Raw genomic sequence first — 26,229 nt, 5'->3', positions numbered from 1 at the left:
CGATGTAAACCTGTGAGATAGTGAGCATGTCTTTGAGAAAGATAAACTTGTAGGTCAGGACTCCGGATTTAAGGGGCCTAGCCGCCTTTGCAGGAATTCGCGAGAGCTTGGCTTATTTTGAGAAAAAGTCTGCATTTTTGCAGGAATTCCTTGGAACTGCTAGGTACGGTTCGGTCCCCACAGGTTTCCCGGAAGCTTTAACGCAACGCTAATGCCGCCCGGCACAAATAAGCCACCCGGCTGTTAGGCCGAGCGGCTATTAGGCTGTATCGTCAGACCATCAGCCGACTGAACGGGTGCTTTCAAGCTACGGACTGACCGCCTCTTGAATTTTGTCTCCCCACGGAGCCCTTGCTTAATCCCGGCTAGCCAATTTCGCCAGCAGCCGCAGCATTTCCAGGTACAGCCACACCAGCGTAACCATAAGGCCAAACGCGCCGTACCATTCCATATATTTCGGGGCGCCCCGCTCGGCTCCGCTTTCGATAAAATCGAAATCCAGCACCAAATTCAGCGCCGCGATAATGACGATCACGAGCGAAATGCCGATGCCTACCCAGCCGTTGCTGTGGAGGTACGGGATCGAAATCCCGAAGAAGCCGAGGATAAAGCTGGCCAAATACACCAGCAAAACCCCGCCGGTCGCCGCAAACACGCCCAGCTTGAAGTTTTCCGTCGCTCTGATCAACCTGGTCTTGTAGGCGATCAGCAGCGCAAGGAACACGCCCATCGTCAGCAGCGAGGCTTGCAGGGTAATCCCGCCAAACTTCGCTTCATAATTTGCCGATACGGCTCCCAGGAACACCCCTTCGGCAATGGCGTAAAGCGGAACCAAATAGGGTGCCGTTTTGGGTACGAAGCTGACGATCAGCGCCAATACCAGGCCGATGATCGAGCCCGCCACGGCCATGCCGCCCACGCTGTATCCGTCAAAATAAAGCATCCAGGTGCTGAATGCGCTGCCGAGCAGGATGATCAGCGTAATAAACGCTTTGTTCACCGTGCCTCCGATCGTCATTTGATTCATGCCGGAGTATTGCTCCGGCCGTTCGAAAGTCGAATCTCGTAATGTAGGGTTGCCGCTGCGTCCGATCAAGGAATGACCACCTCATTTATGAATTTGTTCTCATAATATCACATTATATTCCCGAGGAACTAGAGTAGGACCGTAAAATCCCATATAAAAAGCATCCCCCACCAGAGCGGTGAGGGACGCTTACAAGAACCGGGTTATCCTAAGGGATTAACCTTCTTTATTGAACGGAGTATCCGCGATTTTGATGGAGTCCGTCGGGCAGCCGTCGCAAGCATCCTGGAGATCGTCGTGCAGATCATCCGGAATTTCCGTAACCCCGCGGTTTCCGTCTTCCCCGTAAATCACTTCGGCCAAACCCTCATCGTCATAATCGTAGATATCCGGTGCCGTCGCGCCGCAAGCGCCACACGCGATGCAAGTGTCTTTCTCAACCCAAGTATATTTCGCCATCTCTTATCTGCCTCCTGAATAAACGATACGAGTCCGGTGCTTTTAGAGGTTGTTCAAAAAGTCATCATTTGATCACGAAGTAAGTCAAGAAGCTTAATCGACATCGAATCTTGAATTCACCCGGGCCTTCCGTTGCTCACGTAGATCTGTCTACGCTCCGCTACTCACTCCCTAGCTTCATCCAACCTTCTCGGTGTTGAAAAGCCAACTTTTTGAACACACCTTTTATATCACCATGACCAATATAATATAAATAGTTAGCAATTTCAATGCGTTTTCCGTATTATTCCAATTCCCAAACGTGATCATTCTTTGAATTATTCCGGCTTTTCCCGGTCTTCGCGGAGAAAGTCGGTTTGCAGCGAAGTGCCGCGAATTTTGTGATTGCGGATCAAGGCCGACGGGTCGTCGGTGAGCATGCCTGCGGTCAACACGGCATTTTCCCCGAACTTGTCTCTTAGCATGTCCATCGTGCGGGTAAGCGACTCTTTTTTGGGCTGCTGCTCGTAGTCAAATAAATCCAACTGCAGCGCCGACTCCTCCTTGGGGACCAAATTTTGCAGGGTGATCCCAAGCAAACGCACCGGTTTGTCCTCGCTCCAGTGGCGGCGGTACAGCTCGCAGGCTTCGCGGTAAATCTCCTCCGCCTGTTCCGTTACCGTCTCCAGGCTTTGCGAGCGGGTAATCGTCTTCATATCCGGCGTGCGGATCGTGATTTGGATCGTCTGCGCCATCAGGTTTTGCCGCCGTAAACGCCGCGCGACCTGGTCGGCGATATTGAGCATGACCCGCTGCACGTCCTCCATCCGGCTGATGTCCTGCGGCAGCGTCGTTGTGTGGCCGATCGACTTGTTTTTTTCCCGCTCCTCGCTCACCGGGGAATCGTCGATGCCGCCCGCCGCCCGCTTCATCCAGGCTCCGGCCACGCCGAAGCGTTCGATCAGCTTCCGCTCGTCGGCCGCAGCCAGTTGGCCGATCGTGTAAATCCGCAGCTTCTTCAGCTTCTCCCCCGTCTTCCTGCCGATACCGAACAAATCGCTGCAGGGTTTATCCCAAAGCAAATTCGGCACGTCTCGGATGCGCAAAACCGTTATGCCGTTAGGTTTTTTCATATCCGAAGCCATTTTGGCCAGCAGCTTGTTGGGCGCGATCCCGATCGAGCAGGGCAAGCCCAGCTCCTCCCGGATCCGACGCTGGATTTCGCCGGCAATGTCGAGCGGCGTCCCGAACTGCTTGGAACCGGTGATGTCCAAATAACATTCGTCGATCGACACGGCTTGAAGCAGCGGCGTATATTCATACGCAATATCCATAAAGGCACGGGAATATTTGCGGTATAAATGGAAGTCAGGCTGAATGACGATGAGCTCCGGACATTTCTTCAGCCCTTGGCTAACCGTCATGCCCGTGGATATCCCCATCCTGCGCGCAGTATAGGAGCAGGTGACAATGACCCCCTTGCGCAACTCCACGCTCCCGGCCACCGCGGTGGGACGGTTCAGGTACTTGCCGGGCTCCTCCGCTTCATGCACCGAGCAATAGAAGGCATTCATGTCGACATGTAAAATGACCCTGCCCCGGGCGGGGTAAAAATCAGCGGTAGTTCTCACTTGCTTCCCCTCATTTATCTTTGGTTACTCCTAAATCCAGCATACCTTTCCCCGGAAACCCGGTCAACATTGGCCCATGCAAATTCGCAAAAAGCGTGTTACATTTAAAATAGCAGATGTTATAATTAGAAATTATACAAAACGGCGCTTTTAGTGCGAGTTCAAAAAGTCAGGTTTTGAGCACCGAAGCGTATGCTTCCGAAGTGCGTTTATTCAAAACGCTTTAGGTTGGATGAAGTTAGGGACTTCAGTAGCGCGACATAACGTAACGGACCGTAATGACCTTATTTGCCCATTTCCCGGCTATTTCCCGCTACAACGGACTCCAGAGACCTTATTGGGCTCTCATGGCGGCCATTTAGCCGCTTCTGACCGAAATAAGGTCCCCTCGGTCCGTTAGAATCGGAAACTGCCCTAAAGCGGGCAAATAGCGTTTCTGGTGTCCGTTAGCTTGCCGGAGGCTACGTGAGCAACTGAAATGTTTCCGCAGGAAACATGCTTCGGAATCCGCTTGGCTCGGCTGATGTCGATTAAGCTTCATGTTCTGCTTCGCGATCAATAGATGACTTTTTGAACAACCACTTAAAGAGGACGACCAAAGGGGGACACTTCCATCATGTCAAAGGCTATATCCATCTTCGACACTACCCTGCGCGACGGTACTCAAGGCGAGGGCATCAGCCTGTCGGCGGACGACAAGCTGAAGATCGCCAGGAAGCTGGATCAGCTTGGTGTCCACTATATTGAAGGCGGCATTCCGGGCAGCAACGGAAAAGACATCGAATTCTTCAAACGGGTTAAAGAGCTGGGGCTCCAGGCCAAAATTACCGCTTTCGGCAGCACGCGCCGCAAAGACAGCCTTGCCGAGCAGGATGCCAACCTGAACCGGATGCTGGAAGCCGGCGTGCAAGCCGCCACCCTTGTCGGGAAATCATGGGACTTTCACGTGCACACCGCCCTGCAGACGTCGCTGGAAGAGAACCTTGCGATGATCTACGATTCCATCGCTTATCTGAAGCGCAAGGGACTCGAAGTGATTTTCGATGCGGAGCATTTCTTCGACGGTTATAAACACAATCCGGAATATGCCCTCTCCGTGATGCGCAAAGCGGCCGATGCCGGGGCCGACTGGCTCGTCATGTGCGACACCAACGGCGGCACGATGCCGCACGAGGTGCACGATATCGTCAGCGTGCTCGCCGGGACGATCACGGACGCCGAGCTTGGCATCCATACCCATAACGATTGCGAACTGGCGGTAGCCAATTCGATCAGCGCGGTCCGCGCCGGGGCCCGGCAAATTCAAGGAACGATGAACGGATACGGCGAACGCTGCGGCAATGCCAACCTCTGCTCGATTATTCCGAACCTGCAGCTGAAGCTCGGTTACGAGGTACTCGAAGCGGAGCGCCTTAAGCAGTTGACCAATACGGCCCGCTATATCAGCGAAATCGCCAACGTGCATATGCCGGTCAACCAGCCTTACGTCGGCACCGCGGCGTTTGCCCATAAAGGCGGCATCCACGTCTCGGCCATCCTGCGCGACTCGCGCACGTACGAGCATATCGCTCCGGAGCTCGTCGGCAACCGCCAACGCGTGCTGGTTTCCGAATTGGCCGGCCAGAGCAACATCCTGTCCAAAGCGCAGGAGATGGGCATCGATTTTGATCCCGAGAATGAAAATACGCGCCAAGTGATCTCCAAAATCAAGGATTTGGAGCACCAAGGCTATCAGTTCGAAGGCGCCGACGCCTCGCTGGAGCTGCTGTTGCGTCAAGCGAACGGCGAGCTCAAGGAGCTGTTCGTGTTCGAATCGTTCAAAATGCTGGTAGAGAAAGCCGCCGACCGTCCCGTCGTATCGGAGGCGTTCGTCAAGCTGAACATCGACGGCACGAGCATCTACACGGCGGCAGAAGGCAACGGCCCGGTTAACGCGCTGGACAACGCCCTGCGCAAAGCGCTCATTACTTACTACCCGGGACTGAAGGAAATGCATTTGTCCGACTATAAGGTACGGGTGCTCGACGACAAGGACGCCACGGCCTCGAAGGTTCGCGTACTGATCGAATCGCAGGATTTCTCCAATTCCTGGAACACCGTCGGCGTGTCCAGCAACGTAATCGAAGCGAGCTGGGAAGCGCTCGTCGACAGTATCCGCTATGCCCTGCTGGGGCAAACCAAACGCGAAGGTTACGAAGAGATTCCTTCGGCCGGCTGGGGTTTGGTCAATCATTAAGGACCTTGAATTCAGAAACGGAAAAGGGGAGATTCCTACAGCCGATACGGGCTATAGGAATCTCCCCTTTTTGCTTAGGATTCCAGCATTTTTTTGATTTTGGCTTCAAGCTCTTCCGGCGGAATCACGCCCACGATCACGTCTTGAATAACCCCTTGTTCATCCACCAGCACATTGGTCGGGAAAGCGACGCCGTTGAACTTGCGATACGCGTCCTCCTTCTCGTCAAGCAGCACCGGGAAGGTGTATCCGTAATTTTTGACGAACGCTTTGGCTTCGTCCAGCTTATCATAAAGCGTTACGTTAACGGCGTAAATATCCAGCGAGTCCTTGTATCTGTCTGCCAAGGCGACCAATTCGGGCGCTTCCTCCTTGCAGGGATCGCACCAAGAAGCCCAGAAGTTCAGAAGCAATGCCTTCTCCCGTTTCCCCCCAACCTCATAGGTTTTGCCGTCCAAGCCCGGCAACGCGAACGCCGGAGCCGCTGTTCCCGGCTTAGGAGCCCCCTCTGCGGCAAGTACGCTGAGCGATGGGGCGTTCCCGCCCGAATCGGCTTTATCGTTGCCGCCGAAACCCGGCAGCCAGCCTGCCTGCCAGCCCCGATCCAGCAAAGCAACCGCCAGCAGGAGCAGCAATGCGGCCAAAATCCAACGATTTCGTCTCATGATTTTCGTCCCTTTATGTCGCTGATCTATTTTCTAGGTATACTTATGTTATTGTACCCTTTTTTAACGATTTGTTACAATGGATCGAAAAAACCGAAAACGCATAACCTGGACCAAGGAGTCTTTCTCATGAATCAGAAATGGATTTTGCCTTCGGTGGTTCGGACGGCGCTCACGGAGGACGGGCAACGCCGATACCCGGAAGAAGCCTGCGGCTTGCTTTTCGGTACCATTCGCGATAACGAAGCCGTGATCGAGCGTTACTTGCCGGTACCGAATCGGGCCAATGACCCTCTAAAAACCTTCGAGCTCGACCCGGAAATCTGGATCAAGAGCTGTTTTGACGCGAAGCTAATCGGCGTCTACCATACACACCCCGCGGCGCCGCCATTGCCTTCGCCAAAGGATTTGCGCGAGCTGCCGAACTTTGCGGCCCAAATCAAGCTTTATGCGATCGGCTCCCCGGCCATCCCAAAAAACAAGCCGCCCGGCGAACCGGACGGTTATCATATAAAGGCTTATGTTATTGAACCAAAGGCAGGCAGCTATTCCTTGCGTCCCGTTCCTTGGCATGTGGATACGGATCAAAATAAGTTCTGAGCTATGGACTTACGTTTTACTCAAGTACGTATACAAATCCCCGAGCGTAATGACTCCCCGCTCCTTCAGGCGGCCGATCAGGACCGTCCACAAGTTGGCGGTCATCTTCGCATCCTCCAGCGCATGGTGACGCTGCGTTACGGGAATTTCGTACACGGCCAGCCAATCGTCCAGCCCGGAAATCCGCCGATCCGGCTCCAGCTTGCGCGCGATCATCATCGTATCCAGCACGCGATGGCCGAGGTGGGCTTTGGTCGTTTTCCAAAGAGCCACATCCAGAAACGCCTTATCGTGGGCGCTTCCGTGGGCCACCAATACCCGGTCGTCGACGAATGACATGAACTCGCGCAGCGCTTCCAGCAGCGCCGGGGCGCCCTGGGCCATTTCCGGCGTGATGCCGGTCAGCTCGACGATCCGTTCCGGAATGGAACAGGCCGGCTTCGCCAGTGAATAGTAGACTTCGCCGCTAATCTGCTCCCCTTCCGCTTTAACGGCTCCAAAGGACAAAATTTCATCACCATAATGGTAATGAAATCCTGTCGTCTCCAAATCGAATACCGCCGTTTTCAGTTCGGCAAGCGGAACGTGAAGCGTCTCCGGACGGCGTTGCCCTTTGGTCAAAGAACGGACGAACGCGATTTGCTGTGCGCTGGGGGCGCCAAGCATCGAGGCAATCCGCGGCGACACGCCTCCGCCCTTCAAAACATCCCAAAAACCACCGTTACCCTTCATCGGTTCCTTCATAGCCATTTCCTTTCCGCATACCGGTGCTGCCTTTGGAGTGTCCGGTACATCAGCCTGACCGTACTGAGCGATTCCCGCAGCTCGCGCCGGAGCTCCTTCTGTTTTAACATCTCTTGAGGCAAGTAGTGGGTCCCCGTCAGCATGCCGTCTTCATTCTCCGGCGGGGTCAACGACCTTAATTTGACCGCCGTGTCGAAGGCTCTCCGGCAAGATTCCAGCCAGCGGGTAGGCACCGCCTCCAGCTGGTACAACTGGGAAATCCGTTCCCAAGTCGACGAAGACTCGACTCCGTATTGCAGCGCCAAATAACGCACGGCATTGACGATCGGAATGTACAAGCCGTATTTTACATCGAAATCTCCGGCATGCTCCCCCGTCGATTCCGTAATCACTTGGCCCAGAATATTGAGAGCCGCCTTATGGCGGACGGTATTCCGCAAAATCGCCGCCGTCATATCCCGCTCGCTGCCCTGATCCAGCTCCATAACCCGCTTCATCCGTTTGCGCAAGGCATCGGATAAAGCCGCATCCCCATATATATGGCGCATATCGGCGGCTATCATTAAATAGCGGACCTGCTCCCAGGCCAATACATCCCGCCACTCCATAAGCTGCCTCTCCCAATCTTCCAGGTTTCCCCGCCAAAGCGGGTTGGACAGCATGACGTTACCGGGACAAGGCGGATAACCGACCTGCTCCAGAATGGCCGAAAGTTTGTTGCCGTAAGTTTCAAAATATGCCGCAATCTGCGCGGGATCGCCTTCTCCGAATATCAACCCGTTATCCTGGTCGCTCCATAGGGTTTGCTCCGCCCGGCCAGCACTTCCAAAAGCGATGAAGGCATAATGAGAAGGAGGAGGGCCGAAGCCCTCCCGGATCATTTCCTCTTCGCACAATTGGCAAGCCTGGGTCATGACGGCATCATGCAGTTCTCCTACCTCGCGGTTCCAAACCTGAATCGGCATCGAGGTCAGCTTGCCATAGAGCCGATTCTGCTCGTCAATCCTGGCCGTCCTGAGCAATCCGGGAGAGGAAGCTGATCGGATTGCTTGTAAACCGGCGTTGTTCATGGCCGTTTCATGACTCATGGCCCCAACTTCCTTTCTTGTCCCGGATTGTCATAATCCTTATTCGGCAGAGATGCCGGAAGATGTGTTTCTGTTCAGCAAGTTCATTTGTTCCGGATAACCATAAGTGCCATGCTCGCTGATGTCGAGGCCCATTGTTTCTTCTTCCTCGGTAACGCGGAGGCCGATGACCCATTTCATGGCGCCAAGCACCAGGAAGGAGATGACCAGGACGAATGCGAAGGTTCCGATAACCCCCAGCAATTGCACGCCCAATTGGCCAAAGCCGCCTCCGTAGAACAATCCGGCTTCGCCGATCCCGGTTTTTTCAACAAGCTCAGGCGTTGCGAACAAACCGGTGGAAATCGCGCCCCATACCCCGGCAATCCCGTGTACGGAGAAGGCGTAAATCGGATCGTCCAGCCCGGCGCGCTCGAACCATCTAGCCGTGAAGAAAGTCAGGATCCCGGCGACCGCACCGATAATGATCGAAGCCCAAGCATCCACGAATGCACAAGAACCGGTAATCGCTACGAGAGCCGCCAGAACGCCGTTCAGCATGCTCGGGATATCCGATTTCCCCATGACCGCCCAAGAGATCAGCAGCGCCGCTACCGCACCGGCAGCTGCAGCCAGGTTGGTCGTCATCAATACGTAACCGAAAAATCCGTCATTCAGCGGGGTCAATGCGCTGCCCGGGTTAAATCCGAACCAGCCGATCCACAAAATGATAACCCCGAGCACCGTCAATACTTGGTTATGACCAGGAATGCTGTTCGGCTTCCCGTCTTTGTTGTATTTGCCAAGACGAGGCTTGAGCAGGATCGTTGCGGCAAGCGCTGCCGTCGCGCCGGTCAGATGGACCACGGTGGAACCGGCATAATCTTGCATGCCCAAGTTGCCGAGCCAGCCGCCGCCCCATACCCAGTGAGCGACGATCGGGTAGATGACGACGATAAAGATCGTGCCGAAAATGATATAAACGCTAAGTTTTGCGCGTTCAGCCATCCCCCCGCAAGCAATGGCCAACGAGACGGCGGCGAACGCCATTTGGAACAGGAACATCAAATTGAGCGGTACGCCGATTTCAGAGAAAACGCTGAAGGATCCGATATCGCCTTCACCGCCGAACAGGAACCCGGTCGTGCCCAGGAAGCTGTTGCCGTCGCCGAAAGCGAAGCCGAAGCCCAGCAGCCACCAAGCAAGGACGGAAATTCCTAGCGTCAGGACGGTTTTGCCGGCCACGTGTCCGGCGTTCTTCATCCGTACGGTGCCTGCTTCAAGCAAGGCAAAACCGGCTTGCATAAAGAACACCAGCATGGCTGCCACAAAAACGAATAGTGAATTCAGGCCCAGTTCCAGAACAGGAGCGGTAACTTCTCCCTCCGCCGCGAAAGCCGAGACCGGAAATGCAAAGACTGCGATAAAAACGAGCAAACCATAAAGCCACTTCTTTTTCATCTTTTAACACTCCCCTAATGTTAAGTTTCCTTACACAAAATGAATTGTTAAGGTGATTATAAGACTAAAGAAGGACGTATGACAATACTTTTTTGAAAAAAAATAGATTATTTACACTTATAGTAACATTGCATGTAACATTTCAATAACATTAAGCCCATAGTTACTAATAAAAGTAAAGCATGACGTTTGACTGTATGCTTATAGTTCAGTATCATAAATATAAATAAGATACAATTATAAGCTTTGGATTTGGCGGGAGAGGTGATGGAATTGGAGTAAAGAAACTGTACCGGATCGGAGAATTGGCCAAAGCCGCTGACGTTAGCGAGCGGACCATCGATTATTATACCAAGCTCGGGCTGATCTCCCCGGAGAAAAGAACCCAGACAAATTACCGTTTATACAGCATTGAAACCTTGACCAGACTGGAACGTATTAATCATTTAAAACAGGAGAAATATACGTTGGAAGAGATTCGCGAGAAATTGGAGCAGTGGAACCGCGTGACGCATGAGGAGCAGGTTTCCGAGAAGCTGAGCTCGCTCGAGCTTCACATGCAGCAGCTGGAACGGGAGGTCAAGGAACTTGAGCCGCTCATCTCCAACTTGCAGCCCAATCAGGCCAAACGCGCGTTTGCGAATTTGCTGCCGCAAAGCTTGGCTTGCATGGAAGCGATCCGGTTGCTGATGAACCATGGCCCTTTTTCATAATACTACGTATATTTCAATCCGCCTCTGTTTGCTTCTTTGACAACTATATTGCTTGGGGGAATGATTCATGTATTCAGACGTGATGCTGATTCCGATCCTGATCGCCTTCGGGCTTTCCCTGTGGGCTCAGTTTCGGGTAAAAGGAACCTTTAACAAATGGGCGAAGGTTTCGAATATGTACGGCATGACCGGACACGACGCAGCCAGACGCATGCTGGACGCCAACGGTTTGTACGATGTGCCGATCGAGCCCGTACGCGGAACCCTGTCGGATCACTACGACCCGATTCACCGCGTAGTGCGTTTGTCGGAGCCGGTCTATTACGAAAGCTCGATATCCGCCGTCGCCGTCGCTTGCCACGAAGTGGGACACGCGATCCAGCATCAACAGAAATATCCGATGCTGGTCATGCGCCACCGCATGTTTCCCGTCGTGAACTTCGCTTCCGGCATCGCTCCGTTCCTGCTGCTTGCCGGCCTTATCTTCGGCGCGCTTAACCTGATCGGACTGGGGATCATCTTCTTCTCGGCCGCCGTGCTCTTCCAGCTCGTTACGCTGCCGGTCGAGTTTAATGCCAGCAGCCGGGCCCGCAAAGCCATGCTGCAGCAAAGCTTCATCGCACCGGACGAAGCCCGGGGCGTGGGAAAAGTGCTGAACGCCGCTGCCCTGACCTATGTAGCCGCGGCGCTGATTTCGCTGTTGGAGCTGCTTCGCTATATTCTCATCTTCGTCGGCAACCGCGAATAAAGCGATACAACAAATCAAGGCTGTACGGTTCTCAAGTCGAGAGCCGTACAGCCTTTTATTTTGCCTTTTGCCAGAGGCAACCGTTTACATAAGTGACCGGTTACTGATTGGGCGGAGTATCGACCTGCAGGCCGAAATATTCCAACAGGAATACCCGGAAGGATTGGGCCACCAGAGGCAGCTTCTCGTCCGAACGATGAATGAGCCCGATCGTGCGGGTCACTTTCGGTTCGGAGATGCGCACGCGGATCGGCTGCAGCGTAAAGCTCTGAAACAACGCCATTTCCGGCAGGAGGCTAACGCCCATGCCGGCCGCCACCAGCCCTCGTATCGTATCGGTCTCCTCGCCCTCAAAGGCGATCTTCGGCGTGAAACCGGCCTCCAGACAGGCATGCCAAACGATAGGGCGAAGCGAATAACCTTTGCTGAATAATATGAACTTCTCGTCTTTCAGCTGGCTTAGCTTAATGCTTTGCTCCTCGGCCAAGGGATGGCCCGGCGGCAATATCGCCACCAAATCCTCCGTCAGCACCACATTTCCCGTGACCTGATCATGATTTTCAGGAAACGGTGAAATAAAAGCCAAATCCACTTCCCCGGAAACAACGTCGCGAATAAGCGTAGGATAAGTTCCTTGTCTGAAACGGAATTTCACGTTGGGATACAGCTTGCGAAATTCCGCCACCACGCTGGGAATCATATGGATGCCCAGGCTGTTGGGAAAACCGAGCCGAATCTCTCCTTGCTGCGGATCGAGAAACTCGTGCACCTCGTTCACGGCCCGGTCCAGATCCTTCAGAATCATTTCCACCCGGTTGCAAAACAACTGACCGACGGCGGTCAAATGAAGATTCCTGCCCTTTTGCATAAACAAACTGACGCCCAGCTCCTGCTCGAGCTGGTGAATCTGCCGGCTTACCGCCGATTGGGCTACGTGAAGCTCTTCGGCTGCCTGAGTGACATGCTCTTTTCTCGCCACTTTCACAAAATATTGCAGTTGTCTTAATTCCACGAATCTGATCGCTCCATTTCGCATTTGTTCCGATAACCGAATGACGCCTATTAGTGCGTGTTCAAAAAGTCGGGTTTTCAGCACCCAGAATGTTGGATGAAGCCAGGGACTTCAGGAGCGGAGCGTAGGCAAACCTACGTGAGCACCGGAAAGCCCGGGTGAATTCAAGATTCGCCGCCGAATCCCCTACATGATTTGCCGCGTGATGGAAAGATGACTTTTTCAACAACCTCTATTACTATAAATTTAATGTACCATTTACAATCCCTGGGTTCAACGCCGTTTTAAGATGCGGATGATCAAACCGTAAATAAAGAAACCGCCGACAAGCCCGCCGAGATGAGCCGACAAGTTGATCTGCGGGACCAGAAGCGAATAGATGACCCCGACGATCAGCAGGCTATAGAGCGTCTTGCGCGAGCTCTCGTCCATCAAATGACGCTGCAGCAAAGCGATGTAGAGAAACGCGCCGTACACGCCGTACACGGCACCCGACGCCCCGACGGAGATATGCCCCTCTGCGCTGAGCTGGTAAACCCCCATACTGATCAGATTGCCGACCAGTCCGCTACCTAAATAGAGCAACGCATACCGCCAGTGGCCCAGCAGCCGCTCCAGCGGCGGAGCAAACACCAGGATCGCAAACGTATTCGAAAATAGGTGGTCGAACCCCCGATGCAGAAACATGGATGTGAACAACCGCCAGTTCTCGCCGGCCAATGGGCCAAAGTCGACCATTGCTCCATACCTCAACAGCGTCTCCGGGTTGGTGGATCCCCCGTTCATGGCCAATACGATAAACATGGCGATATTCGCCGCCAAAATCAGACAGGTCACGGGGTAATACCGCAGGTAACTTCTCCAATTCTCATATCGCAAAAAAATCATGGGAACCTTCCTTTGCCTTCATTTTTTCCTGATGTTGGACATTTTCTTTTTAAAACGATTATAATTAATTTTGAATGAATAAATCCATCTATTTAGGAGGAAATGTACATGGCGCAAGAACGTGCAAACGTAGCTACATTTAAAGGCAATCCGATCACTCTGATCGGTCCGGAGCTTAAAGTTGGCGACACGGCACCCGATTTCCGCTTAAGCAAAAACCTGCTGGAAGAGGCCACCCTGCAGGATTACGCCGGCAAAATCAAGCTGATCAGCGTCGTTCCTTCCCTCGATACGGGCGTATGCGACGCGCAAACCCGCCGTTTCAACCAGGAAGCCGCCGGCCTTGGCGATGACGTGGTCGTGCTGACCGTCAGCGCCGATCTTCCGTTCGCCCAAGCCCGTTGGTGCGGCGCCGCCGGCGTGGACCGTGTCGTCACTCTGTCGGATTATAAAGATAATTCCTTCGGCCAAGCCTATGGCGTGCTGATCAAGGAATTCGCCCTCGACATGCGTGCCGTATTCGTCGTGGACAAGGAGAACAAAATCCAATACATCGAAGTACTGAAAGAAATGACCGAGCATCCGGATTACGACAAACCGGTAGCCGCCGTCAAAGCGCTGCTGTCCTAACCCCGGGCTAAAACGAAAAGCGAGTAGGAGAGGCCTTCTCTCTGCTCGCTTTTTTTGGCGTTGATCCTGGATTACGAGTTCGAAGATACTTTATGTGCCGCCAGCTTCTTGTCCAAGATGGAGAACAAATGCAGAATATTCCGATAGTTCGCTCCCAAGTCCCCCATGGATCCGCGCGTTGCCGAGTAAATGTCCACGGCGCTGCGGACGGGTCCGGTCGATACAATCGACACCGTGATGTCCATCGTGCGTCCGAAGCCGGTCCGTTTCTCCAGCGTAATCTCGCCGACGGATGGCACCTCGTGCAGCACCTTATAGCCCGGGATTTTTTTCAGGGTGGAGGACACTTCCTCCCAAATTTTCTCTTTGGATAATTGATAATACCTCGTCTTTAGCTCGGGCACCTTCGCTCGGTCGCTTGTACCTTCCTGGCTGCGAAAAATGCCGGTTAACGTTCTCTTGAATGACAACAGTTCTTCCTCCTTCACGACCCTTAAAACAACCTCATAAGGTATGCGTTTTCTTTCCTTATAGTTTATCATTGTTAGTTCACAAACAAAAGCGAGTAAACGTATTTCCGTGCAAACTTAAAAGCACCCCATTCCCTTTTCTGTGACAAAAAGAGTACAAGGTGCCGTCCTCAAGCTTGATAAAGACCCGCCTATGCCGTCCGGTTACATTGTCTCGAACCTGCATTAGCAGGTGGGTGACCGCAGCGACGTTTTTGAAGTCCCCTCATCCGCTGGATAGGGCCTTTCAGCTACGGCGCAATCTAGGTCTCCCGAGACTTTGTCATTGGTTCAAAACAACATAGAACCGAAACGTACATCGCAGGACGTAAACCTATTATAAAGCTTCGTTAACCAAATGTAAACTTGGCTGTAAAGCCATATTGTGGAAGAAATCAGTCTTTTTCCTTCTCTTCCCCCGTCGGCAAATCGAGCGCCAAATCTTCGTCGTCCGCCGCGGAGCCGGAGCCGTTCGACTCCTCTTCGTTCTGTTTCATTCTTTCCACTTTTTCCTGAATTTTGTTGTAGGCAATGTAGAAGTTATAAAAAGCGACCAGGGCCGTCAAACTGCCGAAACCGAACAGGATCAACCAGCCGAACCGCAGCGTCAGGAATCCGAGCACGCCGGCGCAGATCAAAGTGGACAACGTCCGGAACGGACGGAGGATCGTGAACAGGATCGCGTTCTTGATCAACTGCATCACGCCCAGATGGTAATGGGCCACCAAGGAGAAGAAGTTGAACAACGACAAGAACAGGATCAACAAGAAGAACAACATAATCATGCCGATCATCTGCAAATTGTCCATTTGGTTCATGTACACTTCATAATCCACGTACATGATCGCGAACAGCACCGTATAGAATATGCCGCCGAGCATGCTTTGCTTGTAGTTTTCCTTGTAGCCTCTGAAATACACTTTAATGATGCTCAGATCGCTTTCGCCCATGACCCATTTGCGAGTTACGGAAAACAAAGCCGCCGTAGCCGGAAAAAGTGTAAACGGTGCCAAAATGCCCATGACCCAAATCGTCAACGTTTCTGGCTGCGGGGTCGGCGATTGCAGCACGAGCATTAATTTCATAACCAGTACCAATATGAATGGCGATGAACACAGCAACCACAGCAGGTTGCTGCCCGAAATGCGCATGATCCATTCGGTTATTTTATAAAACCCGCCCATAAAACCTTTGTATTCCAAGTATACTTCCCCTCTCAAGCGTAGTGATTATTTCTGCCTATATTCACTATACATGATTCGTCCACCACGTTCCAGCGCCTAATTTGAGGCGTGCTGGGTAAGCGTCTAATCTTCAAGGGCCTTTGTGCCATAGTATATACCGTAACTTCAAAACATTAACAATTTTAAAGGAGGTTATCTCATGTCCCATGTAGGATATGGCGGAGGTTTCTGGACTTCCACAGGTACAATTCTGGTATTGTTCATTCTCCTCGTCATTGTAAGCCGTACAATTCTTCTGTAAACTTAGAAATTCTATATTTTATAAAAAAACAAAGAAGACGGAGTTCTGCTCCGTCTTCTTTCTGTTGGGCGGGACCGCCCGAAAATTAATTATCGAAGGATTGATTTTCGTTGAATTTGTTCGTTCTCCGTTCGCCGCCGCCCGAGCCGGATCCCGATCCGGAACGAGGTTTGCGATCGGAGGAGCGGTAAGAATCCCGTCCGCCATCTCGGTTGTAACCGCCGCCGCCTTTGTTTCCGTAGCCGCCGCCTCCTCGGCCGCCTTGGGAATCCCGACGGTATCCGCCGCCGCTGCGGTTGCCATATCCGGATGGCTTCCGTCCGCTGGAGCGGATGTCCGGATTGCGGCGTTTCACGCGAATCGGTTCCTCCGGCGTCAACTCGATGTTGGTCTTCTCGTTTTTCTCGCCGGTGATCAGCTTAAACGCAGCCGCAAGCAAATTCACCGAATCGTATTGCTCCAACAGTTGAATGGCAATGCCTTTGTATTCGTTCAATTCGCCGGCTTCCACCAACTCGATAATGCGCTCGGCGGTGATGCGCTGCTTGCCTTCGATCGCTTCGGCAATGCTTGGCAGCGGCTTGCGGGCGATTTTATGGCGCGTAATCCGTTCGATGAAATGAAGATGATCGATCTCGCGCGGCGTTACGAACGACCAAGCCGCCCCTTCCTTGCCGGCGCGCCCTGTACGGCCGATCCGGTGCACGTAGCTTTCCGGGTCCTGCGGCAAGTCGAAATTTACTACATGCGTTACGCCTGACACATCGAGTCCCCGAGCGGCAACGTCGGTAGCTACAAGTACGTCGATGCTTCCGTCGCGGAATTTGCGCATCACGTTATCCCGTTGGTTTTGCGACAAATCGCCATGCAGGCCGTCGGCGGAATAGCCGCGTTTTTGCAGGGCTTCCGACAGTTCGTCGACCCGGCGCTTCGTCCGGCCGAACACGATGGCGAGCTCAGGCGATTCCATGTCCAAGAGACGGGTCAAAGCATCGAATTTCTGGCGTTCATTCACTTCGATGTAAGCCTGGTCGATCAGCGGAGCGCTAACCTGCTTCGGAATCACGGACACATGCTCCGGATTTTTCAGGAACTGCTGGGCGAGCTTTTGGATATTCGACGGCATGGTAGCGGAAAACAACATGGTTTGGCGCTCTTCCGGAACGAGCTTCAGGATGGACTGAATGTCTTCCATAAAGCCCATATCCAGCATTTCATCGGCTTCATCCAAAACAACGGTTTGTACATCGTCAAGTTTGATCGTTTTCCGGTTGATGTGGTCTAGCAAACGGCCCGGCGTACCGATAATAATTTGGGGCTTCTTCTTCAAAGCGCGAATTTGGCGTACGATGTCTTGTCCGCCGTAGATCGGAAGGGAACGCGTACCTTTAAAACGGGAAAGCTTGCCGATTTCTTCGGCTACCTGGATGGCCAGTTCGCGGGTCGGCGTCATTATCAGGGCGACGATCCGTTCTTCCTCTTTCGGGATTTTGTTGATGAGCGGCAAGCCGAAGGCTGCGGTTTTCCCTGTACCCGTCTGGGCCTGTCCGATTAAATCGCGCCCTGTCAATGCGATGGGGATCGATTTGGACTGGATGGGCGTGGCTTCCTCAAAGCCGAGTTCCGTGATGGCTTGTAATACTTTAGGCTCTAGGCCGAAATCAGTAAATGTGTTCAAATTGTTCATACTCCTTCTATATAGTGGACATTCCACCAGCTTAACTGTATTCTTAAGTAGCATTTAAACGTTTATAGACTGTCCAATCAGCCTGTAATTTTTACATAGGTTGGAGCTTAAAAACTGGAAAAGGATACCTACTCAAGAATATCTCAAACATTATAGCACAAAACATAAACGGAATACCAGCAAGCAGGCTCTAGATACTTCCATATTTACGCGAGGTGAAAGATTGTGTACAAGGAAATCAGGAACGCAGTGGTAATTCTGCTCGGGGCGGCTTTGATCGCCGCGGGTTTTAATTTGTTCCTCGTTCCGCTCCATTTGCTCAGCGGCGGCGTCTCCGGCTTGGCCATGTTGACCGCCTATTTCTCTCCGCTCAGCATCAGCACCATGTATTTGGCATACAATGTGCCGATTCTGATCGCCGGGTTGTTCTGGCTCGGCAAACGGTTTATCGGACTTAGCATCTTATCGGTTGCCGCAACGACCTGGTTCATCGCCTTGATCCCGACGCCCGATAAGCTCCTGTCCTCGGACAACCTGCTTTCCGCCGTGTTCGGCGGCGTGCTGGTCGGCATCGGCGCCGGGGTCTCATTCCGCGTCGGCGGTTCGTCCGGCGGCTTCGATATCATCGGTTCGATCGTCACCCGCTTTCGTGATTTTCCCGTCGGCAACGTGCTGGTCGGGCTGAACGCAACCGTGATTTTGGCGATGGGCTACCTCGACGGCAACTGGGATTTGGCGCTGGCCTCCATGGTTTCGATCTATATCAGCGGCAAAGTCGTCGATTTCATCCATATCAGCCATATCAAAGTAACGCTGTTCATCATCACCAACCGGACCGATGAAATGCTCGAACGGCTGCTTTCGCTTCCCCGGGGCGTTACGCTGATCAAAACCCAGGGCGCTTTTTCCCATAAGGAAAAAGATATGCTCATGACCGTCACCACCCGTTACGAGCTTACCGAGCTGCGGGAAATCATCAAAAAAGCCGATCCCGAAGCCTTCGTGAATATCGTGGAAACGGTCGGCGTCATGGGCTCGTTCCGCCGGCGTTAGCGGATTTGGGAAGAACCGCCGTTTTCAAGCAGCCGGATCTTTGTTATAATAAGTCACAAGCGGTTCCTTAGTGAATTTCATATGTATCAGCTTTACCCGAATTTCACAGGCTTTATGCTTTTCCGATTTAGGATTGATTCCGATGGCGAATGATTCTGAAAGGAAAGGGTGATGGATGTGGAAATGGAAATGGAAACGGTAAAACTGGCACAGATCGTCATGAAGTGGTTCCCGGATATGCTGCCTTTTTTGAATCAGAAGGAACTTAATTCGACGATCATCCTCCGGGATGGCCTGACCATCTTGGAACCGCAGGATGCGCTCGAGATCATTCAATTCAGCATCTGCGAGCATCAAAATCCGGCTTATCTTCATTAAAACGTGCATCGCAATTTGCAGTACGAAGTCGTTTCTTTTGCCAAAGCAAAGGAAACGACTTTTTTGCGCTCTACTCTATGAAACTACGAAACCTATGAAACTCTGAAACATTTTACCAATTGTGACATTCCTGTTCTTTCTGGCAGCCGTTCTTCCGATATAATGAGTAGCGAGTGCACACAAGGGAGAGAATGATCATGAACATCATCTGGACACTGCTACTTCTGGCCTTGAGTACGGGCGGCGGTGCCGCGCCTCAGGAGCAGGCCACGGGGAATGAACAAGCAAGCTCCATATTACCTTCCATGGTTCAAACGTTTTCGGCGAATCTAGCGGAGGGACGCCTCGACAATCCTATCATGCCTGCGGATTTGAAGGTAGTCCCGCAAGAGGACGCCCCCAAAGTCAAAGGCATTTACGTGACGGCTTACAGTGCCGGCGGCTCGCGCATGAACCAGCTCGTCGACCTCGTCGACAAGACGGATCTGAACGCCATGGTCATCGACATCAAGGACGATATGGGGTATATCACCTACAAAACGGAGAATCCCGAGCTGATCAAGTTGGGAAAGCCGCAGCCGTTCATCCGCGATATGGGCGCATTAATGGCCCGTATGCAAAAGCATGACATATACCCGATCGCCCGCGTGGTAGTGTTCAAAGATACGATACTGGCCAAGAAGCACCCGGAATTGTCGTTCCGGAATAAAGACGGTTCCGTCTGGAGCAACGGCAAGGGCGACAGCTTCGTGAATCCCTACAGCAAGGAAGTATGGGATTACAACATCGACATCGCCAAAGAAGCCGCCAAGCTGGGCTTCAAGGAAATCCAGTTCGACTACGTGCGGTTCCCCGAAGGTTTCGAGAAACGGGCGGACACGCTGAAATATGAGAAGACCGCAATGAGCCGCGTCGACGCCGTCTCCTCCTTCGTCCAATATGCCAAGGAGCAGTTGGAACCGCTCGGCATTCGGGTATCCGTCGATATTTTCGGGTATGCCGCCTCCGTACCGGCCGCCGAGGGCATCGGCCAGGATTTCGTGAAGATCTCCGACAACGTCGATATTATCTGCCCGATGATTTATCCTAGCCACTATACGACAGGTTGGTTTAATGCCAAGGATCCCGATAAAGCTCCTTATCAGACGATCAAGGGCGCAATTGCGGACACCCAAACCAAGCTGTCGGAGCTGGGCGAAACGCAACCGATCATCCGCCCGTGGATCCAGGACTTTACGGCAAGCTGGCTGGGAAGCGGGCATTACGTCAAATACGGCAAACATGAAGTGGAAGAACAGATTCGGGCGCTTAAGGAAATGAAGGTGGAGGAGTATCTGTTGTGGAATGCCTCCAACCGTTATACGTCCGGCGTCACTTACGAATAATAACGAATAGTTGTACGGCAACCAAACCCGGGCCAACCAAGCCCGGGTTTGGTTTGGCTTGCCGAACCCAACTATTCCAGATCGGAGTTTACATATGAACGAAACGCAAACCCTGAAGCAAAAATACGGGCAATTTTTACGTATTCTCATCCCGATATTGGTCACGCAGGTCACGATGTCGTTGATGACTTTCTTCGATACGATGATGTCGGGCCACGCCAGCCCCGCCGATCTCGCGGGAACGGCGATCGGTTCCAGCCTGTGGATTCCCGTGCAAACGGGATTAAGCGGCATTCTGATGGGCATCACCCCCATCGTTTCGCAGCTGATCGGCGGCGGACGCCGAGACAAGGTCGGTTACCATGTTATCCAGGCCATATGGCTGGCGATCGCCGTCGGACTTGTCGTGCTGCTCGCCGGCGGATCGCTCATATCCCCGTTATTGAACACGATGAACCTTGAACCTAAAGTCCATCATGTCGCCTATTATTTTCTCGTCGCCATCTCCACGGGGATTCTGCCGCTGTTCGGCTACATTGTTCTGCGCTCGTTTATCGATGCGCTGGGACAAACCCGGATATCGATGATCATTACGTTGATCTCGCTCCCGCTGAATGTGGGCGCCGGGTATCTGCTCATCTTTGGGCATGCCGGATTTCCCCGGCTCGGCGGGATCGGCTCCGGGATTGCCACCGCTTTTACGTATTGGTGCATTTTCCTGATCGCCCTGTGGATCGTGCATCGCAGCGAACCGTTCGCTTCGTTCGGCGTATTCCGCAAACTGCACCGCGTATCGCTGGCCAAATGGCGCGAGCTCATGAGCATCGGCGTGCCGATCGGCTTTGCCATCTTCTTCGAAACGGCCGTATTCGCCGCCGTTACCCTGCTCATGAGCCGCTTCGATACGCTGACGATCGCCGCACATCAGGCTGCCAACAATTTCGCTTCGACGCTTTATATGATCCCGCTCAGCATCTGCCTAGCGCTTACGATCCTCGTCGGCTTCGAGACCGGGGCTAGCCGGTTGAAGGACGCGCGGCAGTATGCCGCCCTTGGCGTCGGAACCGCCGCCGGCTTGGCGCTGGTGTTAGCCGTCCTCTTGATGTTATTCCGACAGGACGTAGCCGAATTGTATTCGAGCGAACCTGCCGTCGTTGCTTTGATCAAACACTTTTTGGTTTACGCGATCTTTTTTCAATTGTCGGATGCGATCGCCACGCCGACGCAAGGCGTACTGCGCGGATATAAGGACGTCAACCCGGGTTTTTGGATCTCGCTCCTGGCCTACTGGATTATCGGGCTGCCGCTGGGATTCGTGCTCGCGAATTATACGACGCAAGGCCCTTACGGGTATTGGATCGGCCTGATTACGGGACTCGCCGTAGCCGCCGTCCTTCTGCTGTACCGCCTGGTGGTGATCCAGCGCCGGCTGGGCGCGCCCCGGACTCCGTCGACGGATCAGCACTGACCGTTAGCGGTGGCCGCCTGTCGCGATCACGTAGCCGACCCCCGGCGTGATCCGCTTCTTCTCCACGATCGTTAACTCAATCACCTCGGGCGCGGGCAAAAAATGCCGCTGCAGATGTTCTTCGGCAGCGGCAAACGCCCGCTCCTCCCCCTCGGCGGCTATCACGATGGCCAGCGGTCCGGCCGAAGTTTCGGATTCCAGTCGATATAAATACATGTCGTTTCCCCCTTCTTTGGCTATGCGTTCGATTGTAGCAGAACCCATCGGGTTCGCAAATAGAGGATGATTTCCCACGCACCGGCCATCTCGGCCAGATAGCTCCAACGGACTTTAGGCGACGCTTATTTGAGTATCCGCCGTCATGCGGCGACAGGCAAATAAAAAAGCCGGGCAAGGGTGAACCCCACTCGGCTTATTATCCATCTGCTTATTGCGACAACCGCGAAGCAAGTTCGTACAAATCCATGTCGAACGCTTTTTTCGTGGATACGACCGTCTCGATATCCGTCAGCACCATTTCGCCGCCGATCATGCCGCAGGCTTTGTTTGATTCGCCGGCGATCAGGCTGCGTACGGCAAAGTCGCCGAGTCGGCTGGCCAAGTTGCGGTCGAACGGCGTAGGCGATCCGCCACGTTGAATATGGCCAAGCACGGTAGCGCGCGGCTCCAGCGAAGGCTGGCGTTGCTTGATCGCCTGCACGACGTCTTCGCCTTTCCCCACGCCTTCCGCAACGATAACGATGCTGTGTCTTTTGCCTTTGTCGAAGTTTTGCCGCATGCGGTCGGCCACTTCGTTCAAATCGAACGGCACTTCCGGTACGAGGATCGTTTCCGCGCCGGCGGCCAAACCGGCATGCAGCGCGATATCGCCGCAGTGGCGGCCCATGACTTCGACGACGGAAGCCCGTTCATGGGAGGACATCGTGTCGCGCAGCTTGTTCACCGCATCCACAACGATGCTTACGGCCGTGTCGAATCCGATCGTGTAATCCGTGAACGAAATATCGTTATCGATCGTCCCCGGCAGGCCCATCGTTTTGATTCCCAGCTTGCTCAGCTTCTCGGCACCTTGATACGAACCGTCGCCGCCGACAACCACCAGGCCGTCGATGCCCTGTTCGCGCAAAATTTGCGCGCCTTTTTGCTGGCCTTCCGGCGTTTTGAACTCCAGGCAGCGCGCGGATTGCAGGATCGTTCCGCCGCGTTGGATAATATCGCCGACGCTGCGGATATCCATCGAGAAGATGTCATTGTTGAGCAGCCCTTGGTAGCCGCGCTGAATGCCGTATACTTCCAGGCCGTAATACAATCCGCTCCGCACGACGGCGCGAACGGCCGCGTTCATGCCTTGGGAGTCCCCTCCGCTTGTGAGAACTGCGATTTTCTTAACTGCTGACATAATAATTCCTCCTAAAAAGTTGGTATGCGAGCATACGCTTAAGTTTAACCCAAGTATTAGAGATATTTGCGAATCCAACGGCTATTGACGAAAAAGAACAACCGCATCAGCGGGCTTCTTCGCATCAAACGTTTGGATACCTCACGAATTTCTTCCTGCTGGCTTACCTTCGGGTCCGACAAATACAACGCCAGCAGCCCTTCGATGATCATCCGGTGGAACGAGGAAGCAGGGAGCTTCTGAATATCCCGCCGAGCTCCTTCGACAATCAACGTAATGCGACCCAGCATCGTTTCCTTGCTGTCGTAATAGCTGCAAAAGTTCAAATCGCCGCCAAGCTCGTCTTCCGCCTGATCGATCAGATAATCCAGCATAATATGTAGCCCGCAAACATGCGGAAAATAAGCATCGTGGATGATCTTGGCGCTTCGCTCATCCAGCTCTTCATGGCTTGCCGCCAGAAACAGCATAAACACGCCCAAGGTCGACCCCGTCGCCGCCGCGAACTCGTTCCATCTCAAGTGGGGGGCGCGATATTTATGGGCCGTCCACCAGCTTAACAGCTTCGCTTCGCGTTCTCGCGGATCAATATGCTTATACACCTGCAGATCTGTATACAAACTGACCAAATCAACGATATGCGGCATGGCCGCGCGGTAACCGCCAAGCTCGGCGATATGGGTCCGGCAGGTCTCGACCAGCCGATGCAAATAACCGCCGTCGTCCTGTTCCTCGCGCAAAGCGTAGTAATTTTGCAGCGTGGCGTCGGGATTTACCGCATCCAGCATGCTTTGGTGCAGCAACCGAAAATCCTCGGCATCCTTGGACGTACTCCGGTCGCACAGGTTGTCCAAATAGTCGCTGATGGTCTGAAAGGCTACGATTAACGGAATCAGTACGTGGCGCTGCGGCAAATTTGCGGCCGCGTAGACAGCGCCACCCTGACAATGGAACTCTTTGGTAGCTATACTGGCTAACGCCTGTCTTCTTAACTCAGGGTCGGGGATCGCTTCGGCATCCTTCTTCCAGCCATCCAATTCCTGACGGACATCCGGTAAAATAAACTTATAAACCCGGCTCATCAGCCTGATCGGCTCTCTGGGAATTTGGTTTCGGCTCCGCTCTAATTCAATCAATGGCCCGCCTCCACGAAGTTGTTAAATACGACCTAACTGAAAACCATTCTATATTATAATATGATCCAACTTTTTGCACAAATAAACAAAATCACAAGTGTCTTCTGGCCGATGGTTCGTCCTGAGACGTCCGGTACCAGATATGCAAGTCGTTGATTCGGCTGGCCAGCTCGGCAATTTCCCCGTTCAGCCGGCACGTCCGCTCGAAATCGGCCTCCTCGTTCATCTCATTCAGCATCCGTTCGATGGAACGCTCCAGCAGCATCACTTTGCTCGGAATCCGGCCACGGATGTCCTCCCAATGCTCGATCATCGCCAGCCGTTCGCCTAACTCGTAGTCCTCAAAAGGACGATCCAGCAACGGCACTTGGATATCCAGCCGTTCGTTGTATACAAAACAGGCATGGTTCATGGCAAAGCCTCCCCTAACAAAAAAGATTTTCGTCAACGCATCGCAAGTTAAACTTTATACCGCTGAATCCGCGTTTTTCTGGTATACTAGCAAACAATTACTAATGAAGAAACGGAGTTTGGGAATCAGCATGAAAATTCGCCCGACGGCCCGCCCCGACATTGGTTGGCTACGCGCCTTTACCTTTACAGTATACGGAACTAGTGTCCTTGTTTCCTCCTATTTCCCGCTATTTTACGCGCAACTGGGATTTTCGAATAGCCAAATCGGCTTGTTGTACGCGCTTGGCCCCATGATTTCGCTGGTCTCGAACCTGCTGTGGAGCCTGGCCAGCGACCGCTACAGGACGATCAAGAAGATTCTTCTTATTTTACTTATCGGCCAGATCGCCTTGACGTTTATCCTGTCCGCTTCCACCTCGTTTTCCGTCATCATGGCGGTGATCACGGTGTTTTACTTTTTCTTCTATCCCGTTTTTCCGCTGTCTGACACGATCTCGATCTCTACGGCCAAGCAGCACGGGATCAACTTTATCTCCATTCGCCTGTTCGGTTCGTTCGGCTACGCGGTCTTTGCCTTAACGATCGGTTATGTGCTCGCCCGGGTCGGCTCATCCAATACGATGTGGGTATCGATCACGATCGCCGGCCTGGCGCTGGCGTTCATCCTGTTCGTCAAGGACCAGCCCACGTCCGTGGCCAAAATGGACTTATCGGGAATATGGGCGATCCTGCGGCAAAAAGAGCTCTTATGGTTTTTCGGCTGCGTGTTCGTCCTGGCCATCGGCATGCGAATGAACGAAGCGTTCCTCTCGATTGCCTTAAAGGAGCTCGGCGCGGGCGAAAGCATTATCGGCTGGGCGATGCTGGCCTCTTCGTTATCGGAGATTCCCGTATTCATCTATCTCAGCTTCCATGGGGAAAAATATAAGGAGCTGCCGCTATTGCTGTTCGCCAGCCTCCTGTTCGCCGTCCGTTTCCTGCTCATGGGATTGACCGAGTCGGCTTACGGCATTCTCGCCATCCAGGCGATGCACGGGGTGACGTTCGGTATCTTTTACGTCACGGCCATCCGCATGCTGACCCGGCTGATCCCGGACGAATTCCGGGCGACGGGCATGGCCTTGTACACGATCATGTGGTCCAGTTTGGCCGGTTTGCTCAGCGGCACCTTCGGCGGCATCATCTTCGAGCAGTTCGGCCGGCAGCCGTTTTACCTCGTGGCCATGGGATCCTCGCTAATCGCGTTCATCGGCTTCGCCAGCCGCTATTTTCAGAAGCAGCCGGGCGAGAGCGCCCGCTCGAAATACGAGCATAAAGCTTAAAGGATCGTGGGGAAGGCCATCGCTTGGCCTTCCCCTTTTTGGCTTGTCCCTGTTCAAAGGGCGAATCTTCCTTTATAATAGTTATTATCAAGTTTTAGTACCTGGTATTAAAAAATAGTGAAGCAGGTGAAAA

27 protein-coding genes and 1 other RNA gene are annotated in these 26,229 nt (G+C 53.2%); 11 read left to right on the top strand and 17 right to left on the bottom strand.

Features of this window, described 5'->3' with window-relative positions; all coding sequences use genetic code 11:
* Window positions 1-355: 355 nt before the first annotated feature.
* From ACQ4N8_RS22080 to ACQ4N8_RS22070, 3 genes are all read right to left on the bottom strand, one after another.
* On the bottom strand, window positions 356-1,096 hold the full coding sequence (locus ACQ4N8_RS22080; protein WP_430706502.1) for a Bax inhibitor-1/YccA family protein: 741 nt from the start codon (window positions 1,094-1,096) through the stop codon (window positions 356-358).
* 147 nt (window positions 1,097-1,243) lie between these two features.
* Window positions 1,244-1,486 (bottom strand): ferredoxin, encoded by a 243-nt coding sequence (locus tag ACQ4N8_RS22075; protein ID WP_430706501.1) that lies wholly within the window; start codon window positions 1,484-1,486, stop codon window positions 1,244-1,246.
* Window positions 1,487-1,803: 317 nt separating this feature from the next.
* The gene (locus tag ACQ4N8_RS22070; RefSeq protein WP_430706505.1) at window positions 1,804-3,039 is read right to left on the bottom strand and encodes a DNA polymerase IV; all 1,236 of its coding nucleotides are present in this window, start codon (window positions 3,037-3,039) and stop codon (window positions 1,804-1,806) included.
* A 673-nt stretch (window positions 3,040-3,712) separates the two neighbouring features.
* Here ACQ4N8_RS22070 and cimA point away from each other — a divergent pair.
* The gene (gene cimA / locus ACQ4N8_RS22065; protein WP_430706500.1) at window positions 3,713-5,332 is read left to right on the top strand and encodes a citramalate synthase; all 1,620 of its coding nucleotides are present in this window, start codon (window positions 3,713-3,715) and stop codon (window positions 5,330-5,332) included.
* Between the two features lie 74 nt (window positions 5,333-5,406).
* Here cimA and ACQ4N8_RS22060 read toward each other — a convergent pair whose 3' ends face one another.
* Window positions 5,407-5,997 (bottom strand): TlpA family protein disulfide reductase, encoded by a 591-nt coding sequence (locus ACQ4N8_RS22060; protein ID WP_430706499.1) that lies wholly within the window; start codon window positions 5,995-5,997, stop codon window positions 5,407-5,409.
* A 129-nt stretch (window positions 5,998-6,126) separates the two neighbouring features.
* Between ACQ4N8_RS22060 and ACQ4N8_RS22055 the strand changes: the two genes are divergently transcribed.
* Window positions 6,127-6,597 (top strand): M67 family metallopeptidase, encoded by a 471-nt coding sequence (locus tag ACQ4N8_RS22055; protein WP_430706498.1) that lies wholly within the window; start codon window positions 6,127-6,129, stop codon window positions 6,595-6,597.
* Window positions 6,598-6,606: 9 nt separating this feature from the next.
* Here ACQ4N8_RS22055 and ACQ4N8_RS22050 read toward each other — a convergent pair whose 3' ends face one another.
* The 3 genes from ACQ4N8_RS22050 to ACQ4N8_RS22040 are packed head-to-tail and all read right to left on the bottom strand — an operon-like array spanning window position 6,607 to window position 9,869.
* Entirely contained in the window at window positions 6,607-7,341 is a 735-nt protein-coding gene (locus tag ACQ4N8_RS22050; RefSeq protein ID WP_430706497.1) for an exonuclease domain-containing protein, read from the bottom strand.
* A complete protein-coding gene (locus tag ACQ4N8_RS22045) occupies window positions 7,338-8,429 on the bottom strand; it encodes a DUF294 nucleotidyltransferase-like domain-containing protein (protein WP_430706496.1) in 1,092 nt (363 codons plus the stop codon). Before ACQ4N8_RS22045 ends, ACQ4N8_RS22050 begins: the two co-directional genes overlap by 4 nt.
* Before the next feature lie 39 nt (window positions 8,430-8,468).
* Window positions 8,469-9,869: an ammonium transporter gene (locus tag ACQ4N8_RS22040; protein WP_430706495.1), complete on the bottom strand. Its 1,401-nt coding sequence runs from the start codon at window positions 9,867-9,869 to the stop codon at window positions 8,469-8,471.
* A 272-nt stretch (window positions 9,870-10,141) separates the two neighbouring features.
* On the opposite strand from ACQ4N8_RS22040, the gene ACQ4N8_RS22035 reads away from it, so the two are divergent.
* The gene (locus ACQ4N8_RS22035; protein ID WP_430706504.1) at window positions 10,142-10,582 is read left to right on the top strand and encodes a MerR family transcriptional regulator; all 441 of its coding nucleotides are present in this window, start codon (window positions 10,142-10,144) and stop codon (window positions 10,580-10,582) included.
* 67 nt (window positions 10,583-10,649) lie between these two features.
* Complete coding sequence (locus ACQ4N8_RS22030; RefSeq protein ID WP_430706494.1) at window positions 10,650-11,330, top strand: zinc metallopeptidase; 681 nt, start codon at window positions 10,650-10,652, stop codon at window positions 11,328-11,330.
* 100 nt (window positions 11,331-11,430) lie between these two features.
* Here the strand turns inward: ACQ4N8_RS22030 and ACQ4N8_RS22025 are convergent, their stop codons facing one another.
* Both ACQ4N8_RS22025 and ACQ4N8_RS22020 read right to left on the bottom strand, forming a co-directional pair.
* On the bottom strand, window positions 11,431-12,342 hold the full coding sequence (locus ACQ4N8_RS22025) for a LysR family transcriptional regulator (RefSeq protein WP_430706493.1): 912 nt from the start codon (window positions 12,340-12,342) through the stop codon (window positions 11,431-11,433).
* Between the two features lie 273 nt (window positions 12,343-12,615).
* Window positions 12,616-13,230: a rhomboid family intramembrane serine protease gene (locus ACQ4N8_RS22020; protein WP_430706492.1), complete on the bottom strand. Its 615-nt coding sequence runs from the start codon at window positions 13,228-13,230 to the stop codon at window positions 12,616-12,618.
* A gap of 108 nt (window positions 13,231-13,338) precedes the next feature.
* On the opposite strand from ACQ4N8_RS22020, the gene tpx reads away from it, so the two are divergent.
* On the top strand, window positions 13,339-13,860 hold the full coding sequence (gene tpx, locus ACQ4N8_RS22015) for a thiol peroxidase (RefSeq protein ID WP_430706491.1): 522 nt from the start codon (window positions 13,339-13,341) through the stop codon (window positions 13,858-13,860).
* 71 nt (window positions 13,861-13,931) lie between these two features.
* Here tpx and ACQ4N8_RS22010 read toward each other — a convergent pair whose 3' ends face one another.
* The 3 genes from ACQ4N8_RS22010 to ACQ4N8_RS22000 form a co-directional block, all read right to left on the bottom strand.
* On the bottom strand, window positions 13,932-14,330 hold the full coding sequence (locus ACQ4N8_RS22010) for a DUF1499 domain-containing protein (protein WP_430706490.1): 399 nt from the start codon (window positions 14,328-14,330) through the stop codon (window positions 13,932-13,934).
* Between the two features lie 180 nt (window positions 14,331-14,510).
* Window positions 14,511-14,700, bottom strand: a non-coding RNA gene (ssrS, locus tag ACQ4N8_RS22005) — 6S RNA.
* Between the two features lie 64 nt (window positions 14,701-14,764).
* Window positions 14,765-15,571, bottom strand: a complete 807-nt coding sequence (locus ACQ4N8_RS22000) for a YesL family protein (RefSeq protein WP_430706489.1) — start codon at window positions 15,569-15,571, stop codon at window positions 14,765-14,767.
* A 181-nt stretch (window positions 15,572-15,752) separates the two neighbouring features.
* Between ACQ4N8_RS22000 and ACQ4N8_RS21995 the strand changes: the two genes are divergently transcribed.
* Entirely contained in the window at window positions 15,753-15,854 is a 102-nt protein-coding gene (locus ACQ4N8_RS21995; protein ID WP_430706488.1) for a sporulation protein YjcZ, read from the top strand.
* 85 nt (window positions 15,855-15,939) lie between these two features.
* Here ACQ4N8_RS21995 and ACQ4N8_RS21990 read toward each other — a convergent pair whose 3' ends face one another.
* Window positions 15,940-17,532 carry a DEAD/DEAH box helicase gene (locus tag ACQ4N8_RS21990; protein WP_430706487.1) on the bottom strand — a complete coding sequence of 531 codons (1,593 nt, stop codon included), beginning with the start codon at window positions 17,530-17,532 and terminating at the stop codon, window positions 15,940-15,942.
* 234 nt (window positions 17,533-17,766) lie between these two features.
* On the opposite strand from ACQ4N8_RS21990, the gene ACQ4N8_RS21985 reads away from it, so the two are divergent.
* The 4 genes from ACQ4N8_RS21985 (at window position 17,767) to ACQ4N8_RS21970 (ending at window position 21,825) form a co-directional block, all read left to right on the top strand.
* Entirely contained in the window at window positions 17,767-18,594 is an 828-nt protein-coding gene (locus ACQ4N8_RS21985) for a YitT family protein (RefSeq protein ID WP_430706486.1), read from the top strand.
* Window positions 18,595-18,777: 183 nt separating this feature from the next.
* On the top strand, window positions 18,778-18,972 hold the full coding sequence (locus ACQ4N8_RS21980) for a hypothetical protein (protein WP_430706503.1): 195 nt from the start codon (window positions 18,778-18,780) through the stop codon (window positions 18,970-18,972).
* Between the two features lie 197 nt (window positions 18,973-19,169).
* Entirely contained in the window at window positions 19,170-20,357 is a 1,188-nt protein-coding gene (locus ACQ4N8_RS21975) for a putative glycoside hydrolase (RefSeq protein ID WP_430706485.1), read from the top strand.
* Window positions 20,358-20,451: 94 nt separating this feature from the next.
* Window positions 20,452-21,825 (top strand): MATE family efflux transporter, encoded by a 1,374-nt coding sequence (locus tag ACQ4N8_RS21970; protein WP_430706484.1) that lies wholly within the window; start codon window positions 20,452-20,454, stop codon window positions 21,823-21,825.
* Window positions 21,826-21,828: 3 nt separating this feature from the next.
* On the opposite strand, the gene ACQ4N8_RS21965 is transcribed toward ACQ4N8_RS21970, so the two are convergent.
* The 4 genes from ACQ4N8_RS21965 to ACQ4N8_RS21950 form a co-directional block, all read right to left on the bottom strand.
* Window positions 21,829-22,041 (bottom strand): DUF3906 family protein, encoded by a 213-nt coding sequence (locus tag ACQ4N8_RS21965; protein WP_430706483.1) that lies wholly within the window; start codon window positions 22,039-22,041, stop codon window positions 21,829-21,831.
* A 211-nt stretch (window positions 22,042-22,252) separates the two neighbouring features.
* Complete coding sequence (gene pfkA / locus ACQ4N8_RS21960; protein ID WP_430706482.1) at window positions 22,253-23,224, bottom strand: 6-phosphofructokinase; 972 nt, start codon at window positions 23,222-23,224, stop codon at window positions 22,253-22,255.
* Between the two features lie 56 nt (window positions 23,225-23,280).
* On the bottom strand, window positions 23,281-24,360 hold the full coding sequence (locus tag ACQ4N8_RS21955) for a tetraprenyl-beta-curcumene synthase family protein (protein ID WP_430706481.1): 1,080 nt from the start codon (window positions 24,358-24,360) through the stop codon (window positions 23,281-23,283).
* 91 nt (window positions 24,361-24,451) lie between these two features.
* Window positions 24,452-24,772: a hypothetical protein gene (locus ACQ4N8_RS21950; RefSeq protein WP_430706480.1), complete on the bottom strand. Its 321-nt coding sequence runs from the start codon at window positions 24,770-24,772 to the stop codon at window positions 24,452-24,454.
* A gap of 130 nt (window positions 24,773-24,902) precedes the next feature.
* Between ACQ4N8_RS21950 and ACQ4N8_RS21945 the strand changes: the two genes are divergently transcribed.
* Entirely contained in the window at window positions 24,903-26,096 is a 1,194-nt protein-coding gene (locus ACQ4N8_RS21945) for an MFS transporter (RefSeq protein ID WP_430706479.1), read from the top strand.
* Window positions 26,097-26,229 lie beyond the last annotated feature (133 nt).

The organism is Paenibacillus macerans (assembly GCF_050565405.1).
In the GTDB taxonomy this organism is placed as follows: domain Bacteria; phylum Bacillota; class Bacilli; order Paenibacillales; family Paenibacillaceae; genus Fontibacillus; species Fontibacillus macerans_B.
Note: the sequence above shows the minus strand (reverse complement) of the source record. Positions and strands in the feature narration are given on the sequence as shown.